General features: G+C 41.0%; 22 protein-coding genes. 9 read left to right on the top strand and 13 right to left on the bottom strand.

Annotation, left to right across the window (positions count from 1 at the left end; all coding sequences use genetic code 11):
- Positions 1 to 336: 336 nt before the first annotated feature.
- Entirely contained in the window at positions 337 to 1,026 is a 690-nt protein-coding gene (rpiA, locus tag IZT61_RS08805; protein ID WP_196100786.1) for a ribose-5-phosphate isomerase RpiA, read from the top strand.
- Positions 1,027 to 1,212: 186 nt separating this feature from the next.
- The gene (locus IZT61_RS08800) at positions 1,213 to 1,596 is read left to right on the top strand and encodes a LiaF transmembrane domain-containing protein (RefSeq protein WP_196100785.1); all 384 of its coding nucleotides are present in this window, start codon (positions 1,213 to 1,215) and stop codon (positions 1,594 to 1,596) included.
- 1,042 nt (positions 1,597 to 2,638) lie between these two features.
- Here IZT61_RS08800 and IZT61_RS08795 read toward each other — a convergent pair.
- Entirely contained in the window at positions 2,639 to 3,625 is a 987-nt protein-coding gene (locus IZT61_RS08795) for a GlxA family transcriptional regulator (RefSeq protein WP_196100784.1), read from the bottom strand.
- 118 nt (positions 3,626 to 3,743) lie between these two features.
- On the opposite strand from IZT61_RS08795, the gene IZT61_RS08790 reads away from it, so the two are divergent.
- The 5 genes from IZT61_RS08790 (at position 3,744) to IZT61_RS08770 (ending at position 7,602) form a co-directional block, all read left to right on the top strand.
- Positions 3,744 to 4,148 (top strand): transcriptional regulator, encoded by a 405-nt coding sequence (locus tag IZT61_RS08790; RefSeq protein ID WP_196100783.1) that lies wholly within the window; start codon positions 3,744 to 3,746, stop codon positions 4,146 to 4,148.
- Positions 4,149 to 4,156: 8 nt separating this feature from the next.
- Positions 4,157 to 4,564, top strand: coding sequence for a VOC family protein (locus IZT61_RS08785; protein WP_230383911.1), 408 nt, complete (start codon positions 4,157 to 4,159; stop codon positions 4,562 to 4,564).
- Positions 4,565 to 4,695: 131 nt separating this feature from the next.
- Positions 4,696 to 5,073 (top strand): DoxX family protein, encoded by a 378-nt coding sequence (locus IZT61_RS08780; RefSeq protein ID WP_196100781.1) that lies wholly within the window; start codon positions 4,696 to 4,698, stop codon positions 5,071 to 5,073.
- Between the two features lie 80 nt (positions 5,074 to 5,153).
- The gene (locus IZT61_RS08775; RefSeq protein WP_196100780.1) at positions 5,154 to 6,473 is read left to right on the top strand and encodes an alpha/beta hydrolase; all 1,320 of its coding nucleotides are present in this window, start codon (positions 5,154 to 5,156) and stop codon (positions 6,471 to 6,473) included.
- Between the two features lie 151 nt (positions 6,474 to 6,624).
- Positions 6,625 to 7,602: a YihY/virulence factor BrkB family protein gene (locus IZT61_RS08770; RefSeq protein WP_196100779.1), complete on the top strand. Its 978-nt coding sequence runs from the start codon at positions 6,625 to 6,627 to the stop codon at positions 7,600 to 7,602.
- A 136-nt stretch (positions 7,603 to 7,738) separates the two neighbouring features.
- Here the strand turns inward: IZT61_RS08770 and IZT61_RS08765 are convergent, their stop codons facing one another.
- The 12 genes from IZT61_RS08765 to IZT61_RS08710 all read right to left on the bottom strand — a co-directional run bounded on the left by IZT61_RS08765 (position 7,739) and on the right by IZT61_RS08710 (position 17,725).
- Positions 7,739 to 8,161 (bottom strand): secondary thiamine-phosphate synthase enzyme YjbQ, encoded by a 423-nt coding sequence (locus IZT61_RS08765; RefSeq protein WP_196100778.1) that lies wholly within the window; start codon positions 8,159 to 8,161, stop codon positions 7,739 to 7,741.
- Positions 8,162 to 8,468: 307 nt separating this feature from the next.
- On the bottom strand, positions 8,469 to 9,503 hold the full coding sequence (locus tag IZT61_RS08760; RefSeq protein ID WP_196100777.1) for a DUF2157 domain-containing protein: 1,035 nt from the start codon (positions 9,501 to 9,503) through the stop codon (positions 8,469 to 8,471).
- Between the two features lie 180 nt (positions 9,504 to 9,683).
- Positions 9,684 to 11,897, bottom strand: a complete 2,214-nt coding sequence (locus tag IZT61_RS08755) for a cation:proton antiporter domain-containing protein (protein WP_196100776.1) — start codon at positions 11,895 to 11,897, stop codon at positions 9,684 to 9,686.
- An 82-nt stretch (positions 11,898 to 11,979) separates the two neighbouring features.
- Entirely contained in the window at positions 11,980 to 12,333 is a 354-nt protein-coding gene (locus tag IZT61_RS08750) for a hypothetical protein (protein WP_196100775.1), read from the bottom strand.
- A 58-nt stretch (positions 12,334 to 12,391) separates the two neighbouring features.
- Positions 12,392 to 13,405 (bottom strand): bifunctional riboflavin kinase/FAD synthetase, encoded by a 1,014-nt coding sequence (locus IZT61_RS08745; protein ID WP_196100774.1) that lies wholly within the window; start codon positions 13,403 to 13,405, stop codon positions 12,392 to 12,394.
- A 153-nt stretch (positions 13,406 to 13,558) separates the two neighbouring features.
- A complete protein-coding gene (locus tag IZT61_RS08740) occupies positions 13,559 to 14,419 on the bottom strand; it encodes a YitT family protein (protein WP_196100773.1) in 861 nt (286 codons plus the stop codon).
- Entirely contained in the window at positions 14,416 to 15,147 is a 732-nt protein-coding gene (truB, locus tag IZT61_RS08735; RefSeq protein ID WP_196100772.1) for a tRNA pseudouridine(55) synthase TruB, read from the bottom strand. Before truB ends, IZT61_RS08740 begins: the two co-directional genes overlap by 4 nt.
- A 26-nt stretch (positions 15,148 to 15,173) precedes the next feature.
- The gene (locus IZT61_RS08730) at positions 15,174 to 15,968 is read right to left on the bottom strand and encodes an undecaprenyl-diphosphate phosphatase (RefSeq protein ID WP_196100771.1); all 795 of its coding nucleotides are present in this window, start codon (positions 15,966 to 15,968) and stop codon (positions 15,174 to 15,176) included.
- A 19-nt stretch (positions 15,969 to 15,987) separates the two neighbouring features.
- Entirely contained in the window at positions 15,988 to 16,374 is a 387-nt protein-coding gene (locus IZT61_RS08725) for a type II toxin-antitoxin system VapC family toxin (RefSeq protein ID WP_196100770.1), read from the bottom strand.
- Positions 16,374 to 16,580 (bottom strand): type II toxin-antitoxin system VapB family antitoxin, encoded by a 207-nt coding sequence (gene vapB / locus IZT61_RS08720; RefSeq protein WP_196100769.1) that lies wholly within the window; start codon positions 16,578 to 16,580, stop codon positions 16,374 to 16,376. Before vapB ends, IZT61_RS08725 begins: the two co-directional genes overlap by 1 nt.
- 36 nt (positions 16,581 to 16,616) lie before the next feature.
- Positions 16,617 to 16,847: a DUF3098 domain-containing protein gene (locus IZT61_RS08715; RefSeq protein ID WP_196100768.1), complete on the bottom strand. Its 231-nt coding sequence runs from the start codon at positions 16,845 to 16,847 to the stop codon at positions 16,617 to 16,619.
- On the bottom strand, positions 16,847 to 17,725 hold the full coding sequence (locus IZT61_RS08710; RefSeq protein WP_196100767.1) for a cell division protein FtsX: 879 nt from the start codon (positions 17,723 to 17,725) through the stop codon (positions 16,847 to 16,849). Before IZT61_RS08710 ends, IZT61_RS08715 begins: the two co-directional genes overlap by 1 nt.
- Before the next feature lie 196 nt (positions 17,726 to 17,921).
- On the opposite strand from IZT61_RS08710, the gene IZT61_RS08705 reads away from it, so the two are divergent.
- Together IZT61_RS08705 and IZT61_RS22220 are read left to right on the top strand one after the other, a co-directional pair.
- On the top strand, positions 17,922 to 18,350 hold the full coding sequence (locus tag IZT61_RS08705) for a hypothetical protein (protein WP_196100766.1): 429 nt from the start codon (positions 17,922 to 17,924) through the stop codon (positions 18,348 to 18,350).
- Between the two features lie 1,085 nt (positions 18,351 to 19,435).
- Positions 19,436 to 22,687 carry a DUF559 domain-containing protein gene (locus IZT61_RS22220; RefSeq protein ID WP_230383910.1) on the top strand — a complete coding sequence of 1,084 codons (3,252 nt, stop codon included), beginning with the start codon at positions 19,436 to 19,438 and terminating at the stop codon, positions 22,685 to 22,687.
- Positions 22,688 to 22,829: the final 142 nt, after the last annotated feature.

Below are 22,829 nucleotides of genomic sequence, written 5' to 3'. Positions count from 1 at the left end.
GTGCAAAGCTAGGTTAAAAGATTTCTCGGCTACGCTCGAAATGACGATTTTAATGTCGTTTTCAAAAAAGTTAGTGGTAGAATTTATTGCATAAAATCGATATGAATGACTTTTTAAAAGCGGTCGTCATCCGATAGCTATCGGATCCCGCGCAGGCGGGAGCCTTAAAGCGAGCGCATCAGCATTAAGATTCCCAATTAAATTAAGAATGACGACCGTTCGTGGTTCGTGTTATTGTTGCCCTAAAATAAAAAAAAGGATTCAGCCACATAGCAGTATCCATCATTGCCGTTGACTTCAGTCAACGGGTTAATTTTAAATTATTATTTTTACTTCATGGCTGCATTAGATAAAACTGAACAACATGCTGAAAAGCTCGCTGCGGCATTAGCGGCGGTAAAATATGTTAAAGATGGTGATGTTGTGGGCTTAGGAACGGGCTCTACCGCTACGCTGGCCATCGAAGAACTCGGCAAACGGGTAAAAGAAGGATTAAACATTACCGCTGCTGCAAGTTCAATCAGAACTGAAAAACTTGCAAAATTTTACGGCATAAAAGTGCTCGATCTTGGGCTTTTAAGTTCAATTGATATTAGCATTGATGGCGCTGACGAATTTACCGAATCGCTTGATTTGATTAAAGGCGGCGGCGGGGCTTTGTTTCGCGAAAAAATTATGGCCACGCTCAGTAAAAATTCAATCATCGTAACAGATTCTTCGAAAAAAGTCAAAAAACTTGGCGCCTTTACCGTTCCTGTCGAAGTAATTCCCCTGGCTTATCGATACGTGTTCGACCAAATCATACAATTGGGCGGAAAGGGCGTGCTGAGAAAGGCGGACGATCAAACGTTTATCACCGATAATGGTAACTATATTATTGATGCAGATTTCGGTCTGATCGATAATCCTGCACAATTGAATTCTTCCCTCAACCAAATTAATGGCGTGCTTACAAGTGGCCTGTTTATCGGTTTAACATCCAAAGTAATCATGAGTGTGGGAAAAGAACTCATTGTGTTTGAGTAATCACACCATTTGGCCTTCTCAATTTCCATTTTGGCGCTTTCACCGATTATTTAGCTCAGCCAAAACTCATCAGGATAATTTCGCCGACATTTTTATTTCGCTCACCGATAATTTAAAGTGATTAAAGGAAAAGCCTTTTTCCTAAGGTCATTTTCGTGATACTTTTGATTTATAAAAACAACGGTCATGGAAAATTTCACCAAAAAAAATCACGCAGATAAACAATTAGGATTAGGCATTTTAATTCTTGTAATTGGTTCAGTCTTTTTACTTAGAAATTCAGGTTTAGCTATTCCCCACTGGATCTTAAGCTGGCACACCATTATGCTCGGCGCTGGTATTTGGCTGGGCTACCGCAAAAATTTTGAAGGCAGTGGCTGGCTGGCCTTGACCATTATTGGCGGGATATTCACTTTTAAGGATCTTGTGTTTTTTGATTTTTCGAGAGTAACCGGAGCCATTGCGTTAATTGCCGTTGGTTTGTACCTTATACTTAAACCAAAAAAAGTTAAAGCTTTCGATAATCACTTTCCCGATAACAGTGCAGGCTTTTCTGACTTGAACAAATAAAATTCTTAACTCCATCATATATATCAAAAAGGGATGCTTTTTTACAAGTGTCCCTTTTTTGTATATGTCATTCTTAGTTTTAATTCCCGCCTGCCGGACGGGCAGGTTTTGCATAAAAATCAACATAAGTGACGCTTTTAAGGCGGCCGTCATTGCGAGGCACAGCCTGTCCCGACTTCTCGGGAAAGCAATCTCTCCGTGGCGGCCGTTTAAGATTGCTTCGGCTCGCACAGGCCCGGCCTCGCAATGACGACTCGGAGAAAAACCTGTCAGACCAGCTCCTTTGTTTTTTCAAAAACTGATTTCTGAGGATGACGATCGTTCATAGTTGGCGTTTCATTCATTTGGCGAACCCATGTGTTAAGTCGCTGTATTCAATCAACTACCAAATAACGTCAATGCTAGGCACGAAAAATCTGTAAGCTGTAGAACGTTGGCTTAAACAAAGTACAAGCCCAAAATTATGCGAATTCTTAGTCATCCTATAAAGCACAAGCAGTTTCAAATATTCATCGATGAATTTTGGCAAAAAAGAAACGAGGAGCTCAATAGCCATCCGATGAATAGCTGCATTGTGCGTACAATTCATCGGATGACTACCAAAAAAGAAACGGGGATTCCACCATTAAGGCAGCATCCCCGTCATCTAAATTAACGCTCTCACATACATAAACGCTGTAAAATGAAATTATTGCATCACGGGCAATTTTTTTTTGTTGTGCGATAGCTAAGGACTTATTTTTCTTGCCGTCTTTCCCGCGGAGGCGTCCCGAAAGTTCGGGATTAATGCAAAAGGAAATTTCAGCGGCTTACTATTTCCGCATAAGTGAAGACGACGTGCCGAATTGCTGGTTCTTCATTTGTTAGTTACTCATCCGATGAATATCTGCATTGTGCTTACAATTCATCGGATGAGTACCAAAAAAGAAACGGGGATTCCGCCACTATAGGCAGTATCCCCGTCATCTAAATTAACGCTCTCACATACATAAACGCTAAATATCGAATATATTGTGTTGGCCATGTCTTTTTTTATTTTTTTTTAAGCCATTAAAACCGGTGCCGATTTTTGATACTTGTTTCGGTACTCAATAGGGGTAAGGCCGGTAATTTTCTTAAACACATCCCTGAACGATTTTGTATCCGTATAACCTACGTCGAACATCACCTCAGTAATGTTTTTTCTGCTCGATTCAAAGCTCCGTTTGGCCGCTTCAATCTTTACTCGCTGGATGTATTCGATCACTGTATTTTTAGTGGCAGTTTTAAACCGCCGTTCAAAGCTTCTTCTGCCGAGGGCGAGCATATCGGCCAGTTGATCAACTGTAATTTTTTCCTGATAATTGCCATCAATAAATTCCTGAGCTTTTTTGATTTTCGCATCCTCATGTCCTTTCTGGCCCTGAAACATCATAAATGCCAATTGGCTTTCTCGATCGATCTCTATGGCGAAATATTTGGCGGCTAAAATAGCGGTATCCCGATCGGTAAATTTTTCTACCAGGTACAAAAGCAAGTTCCAGTAAGAGTTGGCGCCCCCGCTCGAGTAAATGCCACCAGCATCGGTTATGATACTGCCGTCGACCAATTCAATATCCGGAAACATTTCTCTAAACTGACTTGCAAACAGCCAGTGCGTTGAACATTTTTTTCCGCTTAGCAATCCCGTGGAAGCCAATAAAAAGGCACCCATGCACAGCGAAGCTACTTCCGATCCCTTCGCATGGTGTTTAATAATCCACGGCAAAAGATCGTTGTTCAGTGCCAGAGCGTTGTTTATATTTCCACTGATGGCGGGAATAAAAATCAGGTCCGTTTCCTGTATCTCGTGTAGCATTTTATCGGCATGAACCGAAAAAATTTGGTTGTTCAGCCGCACTTCTTTGGTCATGGCCACAAGCTCCACCTTAAATAGCGGCGCTTTGCCCGAGGCTTGCAAAAACTCGTTCACGGCAGTAAACAAGTAACGGGGATCGGCTATGGCCTCAATTACCGCAGTTTCAGGAACTAAGATCGATACATGTTTCATAACCCAAATATACCCAACGCCTTTGTCGTAAACAACCCGTTTAATTGTCGTTTTCGCAAGTTCAAATATATTGTGCCGCGAGCTAAATTTGTCTGTTGAGCAACAATTGAAGCCAAAAATGGAAAAGTACACTTTACATAACAACATTACACTGCTTTGCGAAACTGCCACCTCGTTTCCAGATGGCGTATTGGCGGCGCACCAAAAACTACATCGGCTATTTCCGCCCGGCCAAAACCGAAGATACTTTGGGATAAGCAGGCGCAACGGCCAACGGGAAATAATATATAAGGCTGCAGTGGAAAAAATCAGCAACGACGACACGCAGGGTTTAGCGGTATTGATCATCGAAGCGGGAGAGTTTGTGAGCGAGTTGATTAGCGATTTTAGAAACGATGTAAGCCAGATTGGCCAATGTTTTCAGCGGCTTTTACAGCAACCGGATATAGACCCAAACGGCTATTGCCTGGAGGTATACATCAATGAAAACGATGTTCGCTGTATGGTGGGAATAAAAAATTAAGCATTTTGATGAGCATAAATTCATATCTGACATTCAACGGAAACTGCCGCGAAGCGATGACATTCTATCAGCATTGCCTTGGGGGCGAACTAAGTTTTCAAACGATAGCAGACTCAACTGACGGAAACAAATTTCCATTAAGAATGCGAAAGAACATTTTGCAAGCCACATTGATAAAAGATGGTTTGTTACTCATCGCAACCGACATGGTAGGCGATGCGGGGCTAATTAAAGGAAATGCAATTGCAATGATGTTGAATTGTACTTCCGAAGAAGAATTAAAGCGCTCATTCACGAAACTTTCGGTCGGGGCCAAATCCGCTCATCCTTTACAAGAAACTTTTTCGGGCGGCATATTCGGCAATTTAACCGATAAGTTCGGCAATCACTGGCTGCTCAGTTACGATGATAGTTAGATAGTTTGCAGTTAACAGTTTGCAGTTTTCAGTTAACAGTTTTCAGTTAGCAATTTACAAATGAGCAATCTAACAATTCAACAATTAACCAATTTAACAATTAACCGAATAACCATTTAACCAATAAAAAGATGAAAAAACTAAAAACCTGGTACTGGATAGCGACCATTATTTTTGCACTGATGATGATCATGGACGGCATTGGCGGCGTTACACAGCAAGAAGCCGGAAAAGAAGTATTGCAACACCTGGGTTACCCCATGTACCTGTTAATTATTTCGGGTGTGGCGAAGTTGCTAGGCGCAGTTGCCATTTTGCAAACAAAATATAAAACCGTTAAAGAATGGGCCTTTGCTGGCTTTGCCTTCAATTTCATTTTAGCTTTTTTTTCGCGGTTGGCTGTTGGCGATGAACTTGCTTTGCTGATACCGCCCATTGTGGCGCTCGCCATCATGTTCATTCCCTACATTTTATGGAAACGATATGGAACAAATGTTAAAAAGAGTTAAAACTCAAACGACAGTTCTACAGGAATGGTTTCAGCGCTAAATATTATTAACTTTGATGTTTAAATTAACCAAACATCAAAATGAAAAAAGGTATTCTCTTAATCGTCGCGTTGCTTTTTACCACCAGCGCGTTCTCTCAAAACGTAATTCAACTCTTTAATGGTGCCAACGATTTTTTTAAGTTGTTACAGGAAGAAAAGTTTACTCAAGCGTATGCCTTTTTTGATGATACCCTAAAAACAAGAATCGCCGAAGATGGACTTAAAAAGCTTTGGGGCGACATTGGCGAGCGGTATGGCAAAGCAGAATCATTAGATGCCATTCAAAGTAAGGCACAAGGCGAATTCTTCGCCGTAACGGTTGAAGGCCATTTTGAAAAAGGAGATCAGAATTTTATTTTGGGTTTCAATAAAGCGCAAAAAATTGTGGGCATTTTCTTAGCACCGGTAAAAAGAACAACCGAATACATTAAGCCCGCTTATGTAGATACCAGTTCTTACACCGAGAAATCGGTTTATATCGGCCCGCAAAAAACACAGCTTGCAGCAATTATTACCACCCCTAAAAACGTTAAAAACTTTCCGATGGTGGTATTCGTCCACGGGTCGGGGCCAAGCGACATGGATGAAACTGTTGGCGCAAATAAGCCTTTTAAAGATATAGCAGGAGGTTTGGCCACCAAGGGAATAGGGTCTATCCGATACGTAAAACGCACACTTGTATATCCAAACGAATTTGCAGTTCCTTACACCGTAAAAGAAGAAGTGCTCGATGATGCTGCCGCGGCGATTGCCACGGCGAGGACAACCGCAGGCGTCGATCCGAAGAATATTTTTGTGTTTGGACACAGTTTGGGTGGAATGTTAGCGCCAAGAATAGCCGCTGCAGCACCAGATTTGGCTGGCATTATCATGGCTGCGGCCCCAGCCCGAAAGCTAACCGACATGATTATCGATCAAAACAAATACATGTTCGATATTGTAAACGACACAAGTGCCGCGAGCAAGCAACAGTTGGAAAGAACCGTAACCGAAATCAACAAGAGCAGGATATCGCAATTGGGTACAACCATTAAACCGGATTCGGTAATTTTGGGCCTGCCTGCCAAGTATTGGGCAGATTTAAATGCCTACAACCAGGTTAGCGTTGCGAAAACTTTGGCCAAGCCCAGAATTTTTGTTGTACAAGGTGGAAATGATTTTCAGGTAAGCAAAACCGATTTCGATCTGTGGAACGGTGCGCTTGGTCAAAAAAAGAATGCTAAACTAAAATTTTATCCAGATTTGAACCATTTATTAAGCCCGCAGATGACTAAAGGTACATTGTCTCAATATCAACTTCCGGTGAGCGTATCTGATGTGCTTGTTGAAGATATCGCCAACTGGATAAAAGGAAAATAAAAATCGATTTATTTACTCATAACAAAACCTCGGATAAAAGCCGGGGTTTTGTTGTTTTTAGGCATTGCCTGGTTTGCTTCGAGAAAAACAATCAAACAATTCAAAAAATAAGGGGTTTAAAAAAAGACGATCATCTTGAAACTAATTATCTATGGCAAGGAAAAAAATCACTTTAAAAGGAATATGGGGAGTATTAAAGGCTTCGTTCACTAGTTTTACCGATCATAAGGTTACCAAGTTAAGTGGTTCGCTGGCGTATTATACAGTTTTTTCTATGGCTCCCTTATTGGTGGTTATCATTTCTCTTTGCGGTGTGTTTTTGGGCAGAGAAATTGCGGAAGGACAAATTTACGCACAACTGGAAGGCTTTTTAGGGCGAGAATCGGCATCCTCATTGCAGGAGCTAATTAGAAACGCTTACCTCGAGGATAAGAGCACTATTGCATTAATCATCGGAATAGTTACCTTATTAATCGGTTCAACAACCGTTTTCGGCGATATTCAGGATTCGATTAACACCATATGGGGATTAAAGCCAAAACCTAAACGTGGGTGGGTGAAAATGCTGCAAAATCGATTCCTTTCGTTTTCGGTAATTATCAGTTTGGGCTTCGTATTGCTGGTTTCGCTGGGTGTAACTACCGTTTTAGATTCCTTTAGCAATAAATTGCAGCTTAGGTTCAGCGAAGTTTCCGTAGTCGTTTTTTACATCGTTAATCAGGTGGTTACACTGGCCGTAATTTCATTAATTTTCGGCGTAATATTTAAGGTATTGCCCGATGCGATAATTAAATGGAAAGATGTAGCCTCCGGAGCAGTTGTTACAGCCATTCTCTTTATGATTGGTAAATTCGCCATTTCGATCTATATAGGCAAAAGTGATGTCGGAGGAACCTATGGCGCAGCCGGATCGTTGGTTGTGCTGCTGTTATGGACATACTACTCGTCGATTATCCTCTACTTTGGTGCTGAATTTACTAAAGCCTACGCCGTTGCTTACGGTTCGGAGATTTATCCGTCTCATTATGCCGTTGTTACCAAAGAAGTTGAGGTAGAATCGGGCGCCGATTCTATTCAGGATAATCATCCTGAGATTAAACAAACGGTTAAGCAGGAAGAAAAAAAGTGATTTTCTCGCAGAGATTAATTAATCCAATTATTTTTTGATGCCTCAGTTTTTAGGAATGAGCAGCTCTGTTTCAATGGCGGTTATTAACGAGTTTAGTTACAATGGTTAATTATGGACATGTTCCAGACATATGATTTTACGCTCCCCAAGCCGTGATAACTAAATGTCGTTGGCCACCCCGGTTGCGGTGCTCGCAAAGATAAATTCCCTGCCAGGTGCCAAGCGCCAACCTCCCGTTACGAATTGGAATGGTAACTGAACTGCCCAAAAGCGCCGATTTTAAATGCGCCGGCATATCATCCGCTCCTTCGTAATCATGCTCGTAATCCCGATCGTTCTCTTTTACTGTTTTATTGAAGAACATTTCAAAATCTACCCGAACCGTAGGGTCGGCATTTTCGTTTATCGTTAGCGAAGCTGATGTATGTTGAATAAACACCTGACAAATGCCGACGTCGATTTCGTCTATTTGAGGCAAGGCGTCTTCAATTTCATCAGTAATGATATGAAAACCCCGCCGATGTTCTCTCAGCGTTAGTAATTGTTGAAATATTTTCATTTGCCTTAAAGTTTATTTACCGAACCTGATAGCCATATATACTCTTCTCCATAACTTATAATTTCTTTCGGCGAACGAATATCGATTTGGGGATATCCAAGTTTTAAATTAACTGCATTATAGCCTCTTATCCTTAAAACATTAACAATGTGTTTGAAATTCCAGCTTACTAATATGTCAGCTTTGTTAATGGTAGCTAATGCGATGTGAAAACAATCATCTCGGCTTGTTCGGCCTACTACATTTTCGGCACTATAAGTCTAATATACCTTTAATTTTCTAACGACTTTAGCATGGCGACAAAATCCTACTTCAAAAATTCTACGTTCCAAATTTTTTCAGCTTTTCTACCGATAAGCCAAAAGGAAGCGGCCAATACAGCGAAGAACAAGGCTTTGTGCCAGCTATCCCAAAAGTATTCGAAATATCGCGTATAAAGATTTATGAACAAAAATGTGATGCCAAATTCCCTCGCAATATCATCGTGATATTTAAGTCCGAACAACGTACTGGCAACACAAACTGCTGCCGAAATTAACGCCCAATAAAATAAGTTGAGTTGCCTTATAGCATACCATTCTTCTAAACTGGCAAAATTGCCAAATACCGATAATGCCCACAACGCCACAAAAAGATAAACCATTCCGGCGATGTAAGTTACCTGAAAAAAGTGCTGTAATTTTGGCCGTACTTTCATAACAAAGGATGCCGCGGTGAGCACCGCTCCAAAAACCACAAAGCGCAGAGGATAGTTCATCCCCAGGAAATAATAATTCCAGCGGCTTAAATAGCCTGTTTCAGTGCCGAACCATGCCCCTAAAGAGATGAGGGCAAAAATCCAGATTAACCTCGAATTGAACAAGTAGCCCAAAATCCCATAAATAAAAACAGAAACTAAAATCAGAATGGAAAAATTACCCGAGCCATGATCTAACGCCTTACCTAAATATGCAATGGCGTTTGCCGTGAGTAAGATTGCCGAAAACAGAATAGCTTCATTATTAAATTTGAGTTGAGCCTGCTTTCTCTTTCTGCGAAAGCCTAAAAGGTAAAGCCAGGCCGCCAACCCGCCAGAAACAAGTGCAATTACAATATTTGGCGTATCGTAAATTCGCTTTATATAGTTGAGGATAGAATTATCGATCAACAACGAGCCCAATGCAATAAAGCCACAGGCCAGTGCAGTCCAAAATGCATATTGAGCTAATCGGAGCCAGTCGAAGCTTTTTGCTTCATAACTTTTGCGCAGTTTAGTACTTGTTTCTTCGCTAATTAAGCCGTCGGTTTGCCATTGCTCAATCATATCATCAAGAAACTCACTCTTTTCGCGGTCAACTTTCATAGATTACGTTATATACGAATATAGTGAAATAAGTCTGAAGTCTTTAGTCTAGAGTCAAAAGTCTAATTCGCAATTAGCAATAAGTAATAACCAATGAACCAATGACCGTTTAAGCCTCGGTCTTTCGGACTCCGGACTAAAGACTCTCGACTGAGGACTCTCGACTGAGTACTCCAGACGCTAAATCACCTCTTTAATCTTCTTATTGTTTCCAACAATCCAAATTACGTCGCCATTATCGAAAGTGAAATCGGACGATGGATTCAAAATTTTATCTGCGCCGCGTTCTATTCCCACAATTAATGCGTGTGCTTTTTCCCTTATTCCAGCGTTTCTGATACTCAACCCGTACACCGGCGACTCGGTATTTACAACCACCTTTTGCAAGGTCATTTCCTTATTTGGGAAATTCGTTTCTTGTTCGGTTTCCGGAATCTCCACCTCTAAAATTCCCTTAACAGAGGCAAGCTGGTCATCTGTACCGATTAATAATAATTTATCATGAGGATATAGCCTTTCATCACGTCCGGGTGTAGGAATGTTGTTTCGTCCCCTTTCTATCATGGCGATGTTTACGCCGTACTTCTCGCGGATCATTAAGCTGGCCAGCGTTCTGCCTACCACTTCCGATTCAGGCGAAACAGTCAGTTCTGCCAAATGGGTATCCCAGGGCAATATAGCTGGTTTCTGAAGCTCGCGGGCGTTGAGGTTTAACATAAACCTTTTCTCTAACTTGTCGTAAAACGATTGCAGCCTTCTGGCGAAGATAACCATCCCTAAAACGATCAGTGCCAGGGCAATTACCGCCGCTACCCAGGTGTCGAAAAATTCGTACATCATAAAGCCAACGAAGAAAATGCCCAAGGCGATTCTGAAAAACTCAATAGCGATTAACGGCCCCCGAGTGTATTTTTTGTTTAACCACAAATGCGAGTAAGCGGTTTTTTGAATCCTCCGAATAGATAATGCCCATAAAAACGGCGACATTAAAATAAAGGAAACGGCAATACTGATGATGATGGATACCAGATTGTTGGCAATATTTCGAATAATGAAAGGTTGAACATATCGATAGGCCAGGAATATAATGGCAATAATAATAACCGAGTGAATAATGGTGTTGGAGATATATGCCCGTAACAATATTTTCCAATCGCTCAATGTTGTAATTCCTTCGGTGCTCGAGCTGTAGCGTTCAATTCCGTTAAGCCATTTCTGTGGGAGCGTTCTTTTCAGGTATTGATAAAAAGGATCTGATAGCTTGATCAAATACGGAGATGTAAATGTGGTAATGGCTGCGGCGGCTACGGCAATTGGATAAAGAAACTCGCTGGTTACCTTTAATGTTAAGCCCAGTGAAGCAATAATAAATGAGAACTCGCCAATTTGAGCCAAACTCATGCCCGATTGAACGGAGGTTTTTAGCGGTTGACCGGACAATAGAGCGCCAAAAATGGTGAATATAATCTTGCCTATAATAATAATGAGCGTAGCTATCAGTATTGGAACGGCATATTTTACCAACATCGATGGGTCGATCAGCATCCCTACCGAAACAAAGAAGATCGCTGCGAACAAATCTTTTACTGACTTGGTTAAGTGCTCAATGCGTTCTGCCTGCGTGGTTTCGGCCAATATTGACCCCATGATAAATGCGCCCAAAGCAGGCGAGAAACCCACTTTATCGGCCAGTAGTACCATTACCAAACAAAGCGCTAATGAAACTACAAGCATGGTTTCATCGTTCATGAGCTTTTTTGTAGCTTTTAGAAAACTGGGTATCAAAAAGATGCCGCCCAAAAACCACAGCACGAGGAAAAAAGCAAGTTTGAGGATTGAAAATAGCATTTCGGTGCCCGCCGATTGCTGACTTACGGCCAACGTTGAAAATAAGACGAGTAGGAGGATGGCCACCAAATCTTCGACAATGAGCACTCCGAATACAAGGCCGGCAAATTTTTTGTGCTTTAAGCCGAGTTCTTCAAAGGCTTTTATGGTAATCATCGTTGAAGAAATGGACAAGATTCCGCCAAAAAACAGGCTGTCCATACTCGACCAGCCCATGGCCCGCCCAATAAGGTAGCCAGCCAGGATGATGAACAATACCTTTACAATGGCTGTGATGGAGGCCGAGCCACCAACTTTAACGAGCTTTTTAAAACTGAACTCGAGCCCCAAACTGAATAATAGGAAAATTACGCCGATTTCGCCCCAAATGTTAATGCTTTTGGTATCGGTAACCGTTGGGAAAAAGTTGAGGTGCGAGCCCACTAAAAGGCCAGCTAAAATATAGCCCAAAACCAGGGGCTGTTTAATTCTTTTAAATATAAGTGTGGTTATTCCGGCGGCCGCCAGAATTAAGCCCAAATCGGCAATTAAATCAGGTAAATGCATCTAAAAATCTGTAATATGATAAAATAATTCCAGGCGAACCTGGCTTTGTAAATCCGCAAACGGGCGGCGAGCAAATTATTATTTACCAGAAAACGTGTTTCGGATAAAGCATTTTAAATAAGCACCAATAGTTAAACCTCAATTGTTTGACTACGGTTGCGCTATTAACAAATTTGTTTTTTAAAAAGAGGAAATAGGGAATTAAAAGAAGAAACAAAACGCAGCTAAAAATTTTTACAACTGAACTGCTGACCAGATCTTTTTGCAGGCGCTCGTTGGTCTTGTTAAAATCGGCGTGGCTTTTTATTTGTTTTTTAGCAGAAATGAAAAGCGCTTTGGTATGATTAATTAAGGTATGTTTTTTTGCATCTTGCGAGCCATAGCCCGTAAAATTTAAGGATGTGATTAAGAAAATGATAATATAAAAAAGCCTCATTGCCGCCAATATAACGAAAATGAGGCTTTTTTGAAAGTAAAAGCTTTAGTAAAACTATTTAGTTAAGGGTTTTAAAGTAATTTAAAGTAGCCTCTTTGTCTTTTTGCAATTGGACAGTTAAAGCTTCGAGGCCAGTGAACTTGACGTCGTGACGCAGGAATTTTAAAAAGTTCATCTTAATATCCTGTCCATAAATTTCCTGATTGAAATCGAAGATATTCACTTCAATATTTCTTGTCATGCCATTAATTGTTGGCCTTTGCCCAATGTAAGCCATGCCTTTAAAAGTCTGGAGTCCGGAGTCCGGAGTCGCGAGTTTAGGCGCATTAGTCGTTTTATTCTCAGACTCTGGACTCTGGACTTCAGACTGAAGACTCATCTCAACTGTTACGGCGTATATGCCATCACTGGGAATAAGCTTATATGTTTCTTCGACAAAAAGGTTTGCGGTTGGAAAGCCGATGGTACGGCCAATTTTATCGCCTTTGATTACTTTCCCGAGAATTGAAAACGGACGACCAAGATAATCGGCCGCCAAATTAACATCGCCGGCTAAAAGGGCCTGACGTATTTTTGTGGAACTTACGGCGACATCGTGAATATCTTGCTCCATAATTTCTTCAACGGTAAAGCCATAATGTAAACCTGCGGCTTTTAAATCGCTCAAATTGCCCAACCGATCTTTACCGAAACGGTGATCGTACCCGATAATGATGTGTTTTGTGCCGATGTTGTTTACCAAAGTGTGCTTAATGTAATCTTCGGGCAATTGATTAGAAAAATCACGGGTAAAGGGCGTAATGATCAGGTGATCAACGCCCAGGCTCTTTAAAATCTCGGCTTTTTCGTTGATGGTGTTGATCATTTTCAAATCCTGATTTTCGGGATCGATAATCATCCGCGGATGGGGGAAAAAGGTTAAAATTACGCTTTCTCCGCCATCGGCCTTTGCCCTTTGCACCAATTGTTTAATTATTTTTTGGTGGCCAAAATGCACACCATCGAAAGTGCCAATGGTAACTACTGCGTTATCTAATTTGATAAATTCGGATAGGTTATGGTATATTTTCAAGGGTATTTTATTTAATGGACTGGGTTTGCATGAGGGATGGCAGCGGTATCCTTTTTTGTTGCCCTGAGCGTAGCCGAAGGGGGACAAAAAAGATTAAGCGTACAGCCCGACCCCTTGCGCAGCTTGGGGGCATGCCCAAAATCTTATTAATTATTAATGCAAGGCGTGTCGTTTCACTACACCACCCTTTAAATCGGCAATTTGTTGTTGTATTACAAATGCATCGGCATCAATTTGCCTGATTGCTATCTGTAATTTACTCATTTCGAGCTTGGTAACTACGGTAAATATGATATCGATATCTTTCTTCTCGCCATATCCTCCCTCGCCTTTGTAAATGGTTACGCCCCGCTTCATTTCGCCAATGATAAAGGCTTTTATTTCTTCCTGGTGTTCTGAAATAACAGTAACCCCGGTGTACTGCTCTATGCCGTTCACAATAAAATCGATCGTATTAGATGCTGATAAATAGGTAAGTATGGCGTAAAGCGCTGTTTCGATGTTTAAGAAATAGGCCGCAAAAGCAAAAATGATAATGTTTAACACGAGGATAATGTTACCAACGGTAAGGATGCTGTTTTTACTGATGTACAGCGCCAGTACTTCGGTTCCGTCGATTACGCAGCCTCCACGCATGGCCAACCCAATTCCGCCACCCAAAAAGAGTCCGCCAAAGAACGCGATCAACAATTTATCGTGTGTAATGGGCTGAAAAGGCAGTACAATTAACGCTACGGAAAGAGCAACAATGGCAATTGCGGTTTTAAGCGCAAAGGTTTTCCCGATTTGCCTGTAACCCAAAATTACGAACGGAATGTTGATGATTGCAATAAGGTACGATAGTTTCCAGCCTGTTAAAGTGCTTACTAACAATGAAATACCTGTAACCCCACCATCGATAAAATGGCTTGGCATTAAAAAGCTTTTTAAACCGAAGCATGCGGAGGTAACGCCCGCCAGAATTAGAAGTGTTTCTTTTAAAAATCTGGCATTTTTGTTCTTAATATGGTTCATGCTTCTTGTTGAGCTTTAGTTTCTTCTTTCTTGCTACGAATATAATTAACAAGCTCTAAAACCTCAAATGAATCGGCCAGCAAAAAGTTGCCGCTCCGGGTGCGGGTTAGTTTTGATAGATATGCGCCGTTATTGAGTTGTTTTCCAAAATCTGAAACCAGTGAGCGGATATAGGTGCCTTTGCTGCACACAATCCTGAAATCGATTTCGGGCAACGCGATGCGGGTAATTTCAAACTCGGGCACGTTAACAAAGCGCTTGCGGAGTTCTACTTCTTCGCCAAGTCGTGCCTTTACATACAAGCGTTCGCCGTTTATTTTTACTGCCGAGTGTGCCGGCGGATATTGCTCAATATCGCCGATAAATGGCTTACAGGCATCATAAATTTGTGTTTCGGTGATGTTGCTGATATCGAAGGTTTGGTCTGTCTCGGTTTCCATATCAAACGATGGGGTAGTGGCGCCCAAAACCATCGTTCCGGTATATTCTTTTTCTTCGGCCTGAAAGGTGTCTATCTGCTTGGTTAACTTGCCGGTACAAATGATGAGCAGGCCGGTTGCCAGCGGGTCTAATGTGCCGGCATGGCCAACTTTGAGTTTTAGCGGTTTTAGCGAATTGCGGATTTTGCCAACTACATCGAACGAGGTCCATTTGTAGGGTTTGTTGATCAGTAGCAGTTCGCCCTCGGCAAAATTGAAATCTTTAAACTTTGAATTTTCTGTACTCACAAATCTTTTTTGCGCAAAGATACAGATTATATAATTTGTAAGTTGTGTCCGGTGTAAAGCAGGATGATGATGATCAATCCGGCGATAATTCTGTACCAGCCAAACATCCTGAAACCATGTTTGTTAAGATAGCCGATAAAGCTTTTAATAGCCAAAAGGGCTACAATAAAGGCGATTACATTGCCAACAATTAATAAATTAATTTGCTCGTGGGTGATGGTGTGCCCTTCTTTATAAAAGTCGTACAGTTTTTTGGCAGTTGCGGCAAACATAGTGGGCACAGCCAGAAAGAACGAAAATTCGGCTGCTACTTTTCTGCTTAGTTTTTGGCTCATACCGCCAACAATTGTTGCGCCAGATCGAGATACGCCCGGAATCATGGCGATGCATTGAAAAAATCCGATTTTTAACGCGGTTAAATAGTTTACGTTTTCTTCTTCGTTTATAGTCGGTTTGTTGAACCATTTGTCAACAAATAATAAGATTACGCCACCAACTAACAGCGAAATGCCAACAGCTAAGGGACTTTCTAAAAGTTCGTCGATTTTTTTACTCAATAGCAACCCGAAAAATGCTGCTGGTATAAACGCGACTAAAAGCTTAATGTAAAAGTCTATTGTTTTAAAAAAACGCTTGAAATATAGTACAACCACCGACAAGATTGCGCCGAGCTGAATGGCAACGGTAAATAGTTTAACAAAGGGATCGCTTGCTATACCCATAAACGATGATCCGATAATCATGTGGCCGGTGCTTGATACGGGCAAAAATTCTGTTAATCCTTCAATTATGGCGAGGATAATGGCTTCTAAGAAGTTCATAAGTTAGATGATGGGTTATTTAAGCCCATTTTATAGGAATGTTATAATTTTTCAATTTTTTGTCTCTCGATATTAAAACCAGCTTTTCTGCAATTGCTTGCGACACGATGATTCTATCGAACGGGTCGTTGTTAACAAAATCAAGGGTTAGTAATGTAGATAAGTGAGTCTCGTTTATAGGAATGATTTCAATCTGGTTTCGCTCTGCGAAACGGAATAGCTCATTGAAATCTATTCGCAGATCGAGTTTGCCAATTTGCTTTTTTATTGCGATTTCCCACAAAGAACCTATGCTTAAGAAACAGGGAGTGTCTACACGCACAAGTTCTTTTTGAACGGAAGCAGGTAATTGATCATCTCCAGCCACAAACCACAAAAAGGTATGTGTATCTAATAGAAAAGCCATTAAATGTAATCGGCAAACATTTCCAAAGGCTCATCAAAATCGTCAGAAAGGTTGATCTTGCCTTTTGCAAAACCAAATTCGCGTGATTTTAATTTGGTTTCAGCAGTTTTATTTTTTGTCTTCAGAAATTCAACAAAATCGGCAACTTCCTGCCTAAGATTCATAGGAAGCGAATTGATCTCGATTTGCAAATTTGTAGTTGTCATATTCTAAAGTTAAATAAATGCTGGTGTTTTGGCAAATTATTTTTTTAGTATGGCAAAAATTCCAAATGCAAAACCAAACAAAACAACTAACGGAGCAAGAAGCGTTCTTCTGAAATCGTAAATATCGCCTTCGGTGCCCATCATTAAGATAAAGCCAAGTGCTACAATAGCAATGGCGATAATTAATAACTGATAGTTCTTTTTTGTAAATACCAATTCGCTGTTAACGTCCTTTGTATTCGGACTTGTTTTTTTTTCTAATGCCATTATCTGTATAAATGATAAGATTTTAAACGTAAATATCTGCTCACTGCAAACCAAGTGCTAATGCCGGTTATAAAAATGCCAATGATAATTAAACTAACAAACACAAGACCAAATTCTTGGTAATTGTTAAGGATAATGATCTCTGGAACTTCCTTTCTGGCATAAATTAAGGTAGCCAACAAAATAATTATTGCAATAAAGGCTGCGATTAAACCATGCAGTGCAGCAAATAATAAGAAAGGACGTCGAATAAAATCTTTTGTTGCACCAACAAGCTGCATACTTTTAATTAAAAATCGCTGCGAGTAAATGGCTAGGCGTATGGTGTTGTTAATCAGCGCAATAGAAATTGTTAGCAACAATGCAGCAAATGCGAGGATGATTAAACTGATGGTACTGATGTTTTTGTTTACCATATCGATTAATGAGCTTTGGTAAACTACTTCTTTTACCACAGGATTTTTCGAAATGTTTACTTTTAACGCCTCAATGCTTTTGTTGTTTGCATAATCGGCTTTCAGGTACACATCGAACGTAGAAGTCAAGGGGTTGTATCCTAAGAAATTAACGAAGTCTTCACCTAAGTCTTGTGTCAGGTTCCTTGCAGCCAGCTCTTTATTTACATATTGCGTTTGCTTAACCGCCGGATTTGAGTTTAATTCCTTTTGAAAAGCCAGAATATCGGTTTCTTTCGCAGCCTCATCTACAATGATATTCAACACAATGTTTTCCTTAACGTAGTTGGATAGGTTTTTGGCATGTACAAGTACCAACCCAAGCAGGCCGAGCATTAATAAAACCAAAGCAATACTAATAATAGTAGAAATATATACGGTTTTGGTTTTCTTAGAGGCGTCGCTTACTTCGAATTCTTCCATGTATTTCAGTTTTGTTTTCTGCGAAAATAGAAATTATACCTGATAATGCCCAATGTTTAGTTGGTAAATGACGATTAAAGGTTGACCAGCGTTTTACATTGGCGCTCAAATTGTTTTATGAAATTAAAATTTTTAAAAGGCGGTACGAAATTTGCATAAAGGGCGTTAATTATTAACCTAAAACAATTAATCCCTTATGAAAAGAAAAATTACATCCCTCGCCCTGCTTCTTGTTTTTACTACGGCCTTTATTTCATGCAAAAAAGATGAGACCTCATTAAAAGCCCGCATGATGGGGAAATGGATGATCAGCAAAATTGAAGTGAGTGGCTATACAGCGGCCGAAACGCTGAGCGACCCAACAAAAGTTAACGGAACTTTTACTTATGGAACGGGCGGCGATTATGTTGATTTCAAATCGAACAACGACGATCAGGTTGAGCTTAGTTTAAAGGGCAACAGAACAATTGGTACTTATATTATTATCTATTCAGACCAATTTACAATGGATTTGAACGACGGACAGAACTACGCCAGAGTGAATAATTTAACCACCACTCAATTTCAATTTACCTCGAAAATTGATAAAACCAACGTTACAAAAGTATATTATTTAACAAAATAGGATTTTAATCTCCCGATTATTTGCTTGCGCCATTGATATTGTCAATGGCGCATTTTTTGTTTCTTGTCATTGCGAGGTACAGCCTGTCTTCAAAGCTTCGGGATCAGCAACTTTCATGCTTAGCGTTTGTGCTAAATAGATCCGCAGTCAAGCTACCAATGAAAGCACCCGTTTTGTCAATGCTGAGGAACAGCCTGTCCCGATTTCTCGGGAAAGCATCTGCAACCTACACCTTACCGTTCTTGCCGACTCACTCGCCCTTTGGCAGTGGGGTTTTGGCGTTATGCGCTTCATCGCTGGGGATCTTTCCTGCCCGTCCGGTCAGGCGGGCGTTATACTACTATTGACGTTTTTTGCAACTTGCTGTTTTATAAGACACTACATGAACGGTCGTCATTCCCAGCTTGTACCGATAGCTATCGGTAGGGAATCTTACTGCAAAAATAGCGCAACGCTTTAGGATTCCCGCCTGCGCGGGAATGACGGCAAGAATAATTTACGTCATTCATATTGATTTTTATCCCATAAATCTAAACTCAGGATGACAGCGTTAAAAACTGTCATCACAACTCCTTTCTTTTTGCCTAAAAACTGATCTCTGAGGATGACGACCGTTCTATGATGTAATATGAAATGTCTTAATTAACTTTCTGCTGTGTTCTCTTGCTTCAGCAATTGAAAAAGTGTTTTCAGGATGGTGTTTTAGTGCTGCCGTTTTTTGCAATTCTTGGTAATTTTCTTCGGGGATGAGTACGTACCGTTTATTATCTATAGTTATATGTGTCATCACTACTCATTTTGATATACGAATATACTAATAAAAATAGATTTATTAGATTAAAAGGGTTTCATAAAACGGAGTAGGTTTTTGTAGGAACGTACAATTATTGCTTTTCCGTGGCTTCTGCGTTCCCGTGGCTGTTTGGCGAAGTAGGTTTAGTGAAGCAATTGAGGACTTACAAGGCAGTCCTAAAGCCATAAACGCGAATGTTGTGTGTTTTTGTGCCAAGAATCTAGCCAAAAATATGTTTTACTAAACCCCTTTATTTCCGTAATTTTGCCCCTTTAAAAATTAAAACCTTGCAATGGATTACCAATTCAAAGAAATAGAGCAAAAGTGGCAGAAGTTTTGGGCGGATCATGAAACATTTAAAGCCGAAAGCAATTCTGAAAAACCAAAATACTATGTGTTAGATATGTTTCCGTATCCATCCGGAGCGGGTTTGCACGTTGGTCACCCACTTGGTTACATTGCATCCGATATTTTTGCGAGGTATAAGCGCCTCAAAGGGTTTAATGTTTTGCATCCCATGGGTTATGATTCGTTTGGTTTACCTGCAGAGCAGTACGCCATTCAAACCGGTCAACATCCGGCTATAACCACTGAAGCAAACATTGCAACATACCGTCGCCAGTTAGATCAAATTGGTTTCTCTTTCGATTGGAGTCGTGAAGTTCGTACCAGCGAGCCCTCTTATTATAAATGGACGCAGTGGATTTTCATGCAACTGTTCAACTCCTGGTACAATATCGAAACAGATCGTGCAGAAGACATCAGTACCTTAATTGAAAAATTTAATGCCTCGGGAACCGCCGACGTTAAAGCAGTTTGCGATGATGATGTAAAGTCTTTTTTGCCGAGCGACTGGGCAACATTTTCTGACGAGGAAAAGCAAATTGAGTTGTTAAAATACCGCATGACTTATCTACGGGAAAGTACAGTGAACTGGTGCCCGGCTTTGGGAACGGTTTTGGCCAATGATGAGGTTAAAGACGGTTTTTCTGAACGCGGAGGTTTTCCGGTTGAGCAGAAAAAGATGATGCAATGGAGTATGAGAATTACTGCATATTCTGACAGGCTTTTGCAAGGATTAGACACAATAGACTGGCCAGAACCTATTAAAGAGATGCAGCGCAACTGGATTGGCAAAAGTGTTGGGGCTTCGGTTCGATTCAAGATCGATACTCCGGACTCCGGACTTACGTCTTCGGCCTTTATTGAGGTCTTCACTACTCGTGTAGATACCATTTTTGGTGTTTCTTATTTGGTGCTGGCTCCTGAGCACGAATGGGTTGCTGCGTTAACTACGCCTGAGCAAAAACAAGAAGTAGAGCAATATATCGCCCAAACGAAAAAGAAATCGGAGTTAGATCGAATGGCCGATACCAAAACGGTTTCGGGGGCTTTCACCGGCACCTATGTAATTAACCCGGTAAGTGGCGAACGCGTTCCGTTGTGGATTGCCGACTACGTTCTTGCAGGTTATGGAACCGGTGCGGTTATGGGCGTGCCAAGTGGCGACCAGCGCGATTGGTTGTTTGCAACGCATTTCAATTTACCGATTGTACAGATACTGGATGCCCAGCAGAATATTGATACACAAGCCGACCCAACCAAGGAAGGGAAGTATGTCAATTCTGGGCTTATAAATGGAATGACTTATAAAGAAGCAGTTCCCTTTTTAAATAACTGGTTGGAAGAGGAAGGTATGGGCAAAGCAAAAGTGAATTTCCGACAGCGTGATGCGATTTTTGGCCGCCAGCGTTACTGGGGCGAGCCAATTCCGGTTTACTTTAAAGATGGCTTGCCATACCTGATAAAAGAGGAAGAGTTGCCTTTGATTTTGCCCGAAATTGATAAATACTTACCAACTGAAACAGGTGAACCGCCTTTGGCGAGAGCGGAGGGATGGAGATACGAAGCCCCACCCCAACCCTCCCCAGAGGGGAGGGAGCTGAAGGACGCCTACCGTTCCAAAGCAGATCCGATGCTTTATGGAATGCTAAAAGAGCATGCTAAAAGCAATCGTACTGAGCCCACAGAAGCCGAGGATATTTTATGGCAATTTTTAAGGCACAATAAAGCCGGGATGAAATTTAGAAGACAACATCCGATTGATGCATATATCGTAGATTTTATTTCTCTTAAAAAAGGTTTGGTGGTTGAGGTTGACGGCGGATACCATAATGACATAATAGAAGAAGACCAACAAAGAACGGAAATGTTATCTCGTTATGGCTTTGAAGTAATGCGATTTACGAATGATGAAGTAATTGGCAATCCTGAGGGAGTGGTTACTCAAATTGAGCAGAAACTTGCCACAATGGAAGATACAAAAGTCCTCCCTACCGGGGAGGATTTAGGTGGGGCTGGATATTTTTACGAGCTCAGCACCATGCCGGGTTGGGCCGGAAGTAGCTGGTATTGGTACCGTTACATGGATGCCAATAACGATTCTGCCTTTGCATCAAAAGAAGCTGTCGAATACTGGAAAGATGTCGACTTATATATTGGCGGTTCTGAACATGCAACCGGACACTTATTATACAGTCGTTTCTGGAATAAGTTTTTGAAAGATTTGGGTTACACCAAAGAAGAAGAACCTTTCAAAAAGTTGATTAATCAGGGGATGATTCAAGGTAGAAGCAATTTTGTTTACAGGATTAACGACGAAAACGGCAAGCCTACCAATACTTATGTTTCGGCCGGATTGAGAAAAGAATATAAAACATCGGCATTGCATGTCGATGTGAATATTGTAGAGAATGACACATTAGATATCAACAGATTTAAAGCCTGGAGAGAAGAATATGCAAATGCAGAATTTATTCTTGAAGGTGGAAAGTACATCTGCGGCGTAGAGGTCGAAAAAATGTCGAAATCGAAATACAACGTGGTTAATCCCGATGATTTGATTGAGCGCTATGGCGCCGACACTTTACGCATGTACGAGATGTTTTTAGGCCCGTTAGAGCAAAGCAAACCGTGGAATACAAACGGAATTGAAGGGGTGTTTAAGTTTTTGCGCAAGTTTTGGCGGTTGTTCCATAACGAGGCATGGGACTTCACAGTTTCTGATGCCGAGCCAAGCAAGGCGGAGTTAAAATCGTTGCACAAAATTATTAAAAAAGTACAGGATGATATCGAGCGTTTCTCGTTCAATACCTCTGTTTCGAGCTTTATGATTGCGGTTAACGAATTGACAGAATTAAAATGCAACAAACGCAGCGTTTTACAAAACATGGTGATTATTTTATCGCCTTACGCACCCCATATTTGCGAAGAACTTTGGGTTCAGCTGGGTAACCAGGCTGGAAGTTTATCGTACACCGCTTTCCCAACTTTCAACCCTGCACATTTGGTTGAAGATGAGTTTGCTTATCCCGTATCGGTAAACGGCAAGATGAAAATGAACCTCAATTTAAGCTTAACCCTGGCTCAGCCAGAAGTAGAGGCCATTTTGTTAGCCGATGAACAGTTTGCCAAATACCTCGACGGCAAAACGCCTAAGAAGATCATCTTTGTAAAAGGAAAAATCATTAATGTTGTTGTTTAAGCTGAAAGCAATAGTAAACGTTTATAAAGAAACCCCGAGTTGAAACATCAATTCGGGGTTTTGTTTTTGCGCTATTGTTTTTAACCGCCTTCGATGCGATAGCTATCGGAGAAAGGCGCCAAAAAAAGGATTGCTCCAGACT

It is taken from the genome of Pedobacter endophyticus (genome assembly GCF_015679185.1).
GTDB classification, from domain to species: Bacteria; Bacteroidota; Bacteroidia; order Sphingobacteriales; family Sphingobacteriaceae; genus Pedobacter; species Pedobacter endophyticus.
Note: the sequence above shows the minus strand (reverse complement) of the source record. Positions and strands in the feature narration are given on the sequence as shown.